General features: G+C 66.4%; 3 protein-coding genes. All 3 read left to right on the top strand.

Annotated elements, in window-relative coordinates; translation table 11 throughout:
- On the top strand, positions 1-774 hold a 774-nt coding region (locus EN781_RS29175; protein ID WP_127400577.1), incomplete at its 5' end, for a homoserine dehydrogenase.
- A gap of 225 nt (positions 775-999) precedes the next feature.
- Complete coding sequence (gene glpX / locus EN781_RS29180; RefSeq protein WP_126054250.1) at positions 1000-1983, top strand: class II fructose-bisphosphatase; 984 nt, start codon at positions 1000-1002, stop codon at positions 1981-1983.
- Between the two features lie 65 nt (positions 1984-2048).
- Positions 2049-3300, top strand: a 1252-nt coding sequence (gene recJ / locus EN781_RS29185; protein WP_127400578.1) for a single-stranded-DNA-specific exonuclease RecJ, incomplete at its 3' end; no start/stop codon positions are given.

Consider the following 3300-nt stretch of genomic DNA (forward strand, 5'->3'; position numbering starts at 1 on the left):
GTCCTCAAGGATGCGCAAAGGCTCGGCTATGCCGAGGCCGATCCGACCTTCGATATCGAGGGCCACGACACGGCGCACAAGCTGTCGATCCTGACCAGCCTTGCCTTCGGCACGAGGATCGCCGCCAACGACATCTATATGGAAGGCATCTCCAACATCACCCAAGCCGACATCCGCGCGGCCGGGGACCTCGGCTATCGCATCAAGCTGCTCGGCGTCGCGCAGCGCACCGAGAGCGGCATCGAGCAGCGCGTGCACCCGACCATGGTGCCGACGGCTTCCGTCATCGCGCAGGTGCACGGCGTCACCAACGCGGTGGCGATCGAGACCGACATTCTGGGCGAGCTTCTGCTTTCCGGCCCAGGTGCGGGCGGCAACGCCACCGCTTCGGCGGTGATCGGCGATATCGCCGACATCGCCAAGAGCCGGCCGGGCTTCCAGCACGGACCGGTCTTCGGCCGCCCGGCGAAGGAGCTGAGGCCGTACAAGCGGGCCCAGATGCGCAGCCATGCCGGCGGCTATTTCATCCGGCTCACCGTGCATGACCGCATCGGCGTCTTCGCCGCGATCGCCAAGCGCATGGCCGACAACGACATCTCGCTGGAATCGATCGTCCAGCAGGCCGCAGGCCCGGAAACACACGCGCAGAAGACGGTCATCCTCGTCACCCACGAGACGACGGAAGCAGCGGTGCGCAAGGCCGTCGAGGGCATCACCAAGGATGGCCACCTGACTGACAAGCCGCAGGTGATCCGCATCGAACGGGCCGAATAGTTCGGACCAACTTCGCCTTCAATCGATTGATATTGCTGGGATTTCAAAAAATCCCCGGCCAAGTCTTGCCGTTGTCACGGAGCTTTGACACAAGAAACGCGCCTCTGCGGGAGGCGGGAGCAATTCCAGGAAAACTGCGCAGCGGTTTTCCCCGCCGAATTGCTCAAAACAAGTGTTAGAGCGACTCAAGATACGACCGCTCGCGTCAACGAGGATTTCCCACAGATGAACGTGGCCCAGAACATTGTCGCCGGCCTTGACCGGATACTCACCATGGAACTGGTGCGCGTCACCGAGCGGGCGGCGGTGGCGGCTGCCAGGCTGCGCGGGCGGGGCGACGAGAAGGCGGCCGACCAGGTCGCGGTCGACGCCATGCGCCAGGAGCTGAACCGGCTGGCTATCAAGGGCACGGTGGTGATCGGCGAGGGCGAGCGCGACGAGGCGCCGATGCTCTATATCGGCGAGGAGGTCGGTACCGGCATAGGTCCGGCGGTCGATATCGCGCTCGATCCGCTCGAAGGCACGACGATCTGCGCCAAGAACCTGCCCAATGCGCTTGCCGTCATCGCCATCGCGGAAAAGGGCAGCCTGCTATTCGCGCCCGACGTCTATATGGACAAGATCGCCATCGGGCCGGGCTATGCCGACGGCGTCATCGACATCGACGCGACGCCGGCCGAAAACATCGCCAGCCTGGCCAAGGCCAAGGGTGTCGCGGTGTCCGACATCACCGCTTGCATCCTCGACCGCCCACGCCACGCCAAATTGATCGACGCGGTGCGCGCGACCGGCGCGGCGATAAGGCTGATCGGCGACGGCGATGTCGCCGGCGTCATCCACACCACGGACCCCGACGAGACCGGCATCGACATCTATCTCGGCACCGGCGGCGCTCCGGAAGGCGTGTTGGCGGCGGCGGCGTTGCGCTGCACCGGTGGCCAGATGCAGGGGCGGCTGATCCTCGATACGCCGGAGAAGGTGGCGCGCGCGGCCAAGATGGGCATTGCCGACCCGAAGCGGGTCTACCAGGCGAAGGACATGGCGCGCGGCGACGTGCTGTTCGCGGCGACCGGCGTCACCGACGGCAACATGCTCGACGGCGTCAAGTTCGGCCGCACCTACATCACCACGCACACGATCGTGCTGCGCTCGTCGTCGCGGACGGTGCGCGAGATCAAAGCGCGTCACCAGGATCTGGAAAAGTTTTGATTCCGTCCCGATTGGCCGTCGCATATTAGTATCGGCACTATGAAAATATGCGGACGGCGCGTCGCATGACGGGCGAAAGACGGCTTTTCCTGGATGTCAGGCAATCGGCGACCGGTGTCTCGTGGGAGCATCGGCTGACTGAACGGCAGGACATGACGGCGCTCGCCATCGCGCAGGGCCATGGCGTCCCGGACATCGTGGCAAGGGTGTTGGCCGGGCGCGGCGTCAGCGCGGAGCAGACAGAGCGCTTCCTCGACCCGACGATCCGCGACCTGCTGCCGAACCCGGCCTCGCTCACCGATATGGACAAGGCCGCCTCCCGCATCGCGGAGGCGATCATCGCCAAGGAGAAGGTGGCGATCTTCGGCGACTACGATGTCGACGGCGCGGCCTCGTCGGCGCTGCTCAAGCGATTCCTCGCGCATTTCTCGGTGCCGTCGGAAATCTACATACCCGACCGTATCTTCGAGGGGTACGGTCCCAATCCGGAAGCCATGCGCGACCTCATCTCGCGCGGCGCCAAGCTGATCGTCACGGTCGACTGCGGCACCAACAGCGCCACTTCGATCGACGCGGCCAAGCAGGCCGGCGCCGATGTCGTGGTGCTCGACCACCATCAGGTCGGCGGCCCGCTGCCGGTGGCGAATGCTGTGGTCAATCCCAACCGCGAGGACGATCTCTCGGGGCAGGGTCATCTTTGCGCCGCCGGCGTCGTCTTCCTCTGCCTGGTGCAGACGGCGAAGATCCTGCGAAGCCGGCTGTCGGAGGCCGCCCCGCCGGACCTGCTGTCGCTGCTCGACCTGGTGGCGCTGGCGACCGTCTGCGACGTGGTGCCGCTCACCGGCGTCAACCGCGCCTTCGTGGTCAAGGGGTTGCAGGTGGCGCGCCAGCAGAGAAGCGAGGGGTTGGCAGCCCTTTCCCGGGTGTCGCGCATCGGCGAGCCGATCAGCACCTTTCACCTCGCCTACCTGATCGGGCCGCGCATCAATGCCGGGGGGCGCATCGGCGATGCCGCGCTCGGCAGCCGCCTGCTTGCCACCGACGATCCGGTCGAGGCCGGCACGATCGCCGAGACGCTAGACCGGCTGAACCAGGAGCGCCAGCAGATGGAGCTGGAGATGCTGGCCGAGGCGCGCACCGAGGCCGATGCCGAGCTTGCCGGCGGCAATGGCCCGGCCATCGTCGTCACCGCCAGCCAGACCTGGCATCCGGGCATCGTCGGCCTGCTCGCCTCACGCCTCAAGGACCATGCGCGCCGGCCGGCCTTCGCCATCGCCTTCAACGCCAATGGGGTCGGCACCGGCTCGGGCCGCCCCG

Source organism: Mesorhizobium sp. M4A.F.Ca.ET.090.04.2.1 (genome assembly GCF_003999085.1).
Taxonomy (GTDB): domain Bacteria; phylum Pseudomonadota; class Alphaproteobacteria; order Rhizobiales; family Rhizobiaceae; genus Mesorhizobium.

Excerpts from the sequence above, each read along its gene's own strand:
- glpX (WP_126054250.1), top strand. The coding sequence starts at position 1,000 with ATGAACGTGGCCCAGAACATTGTCGCCGGCCTTGACCGGATACTCACC.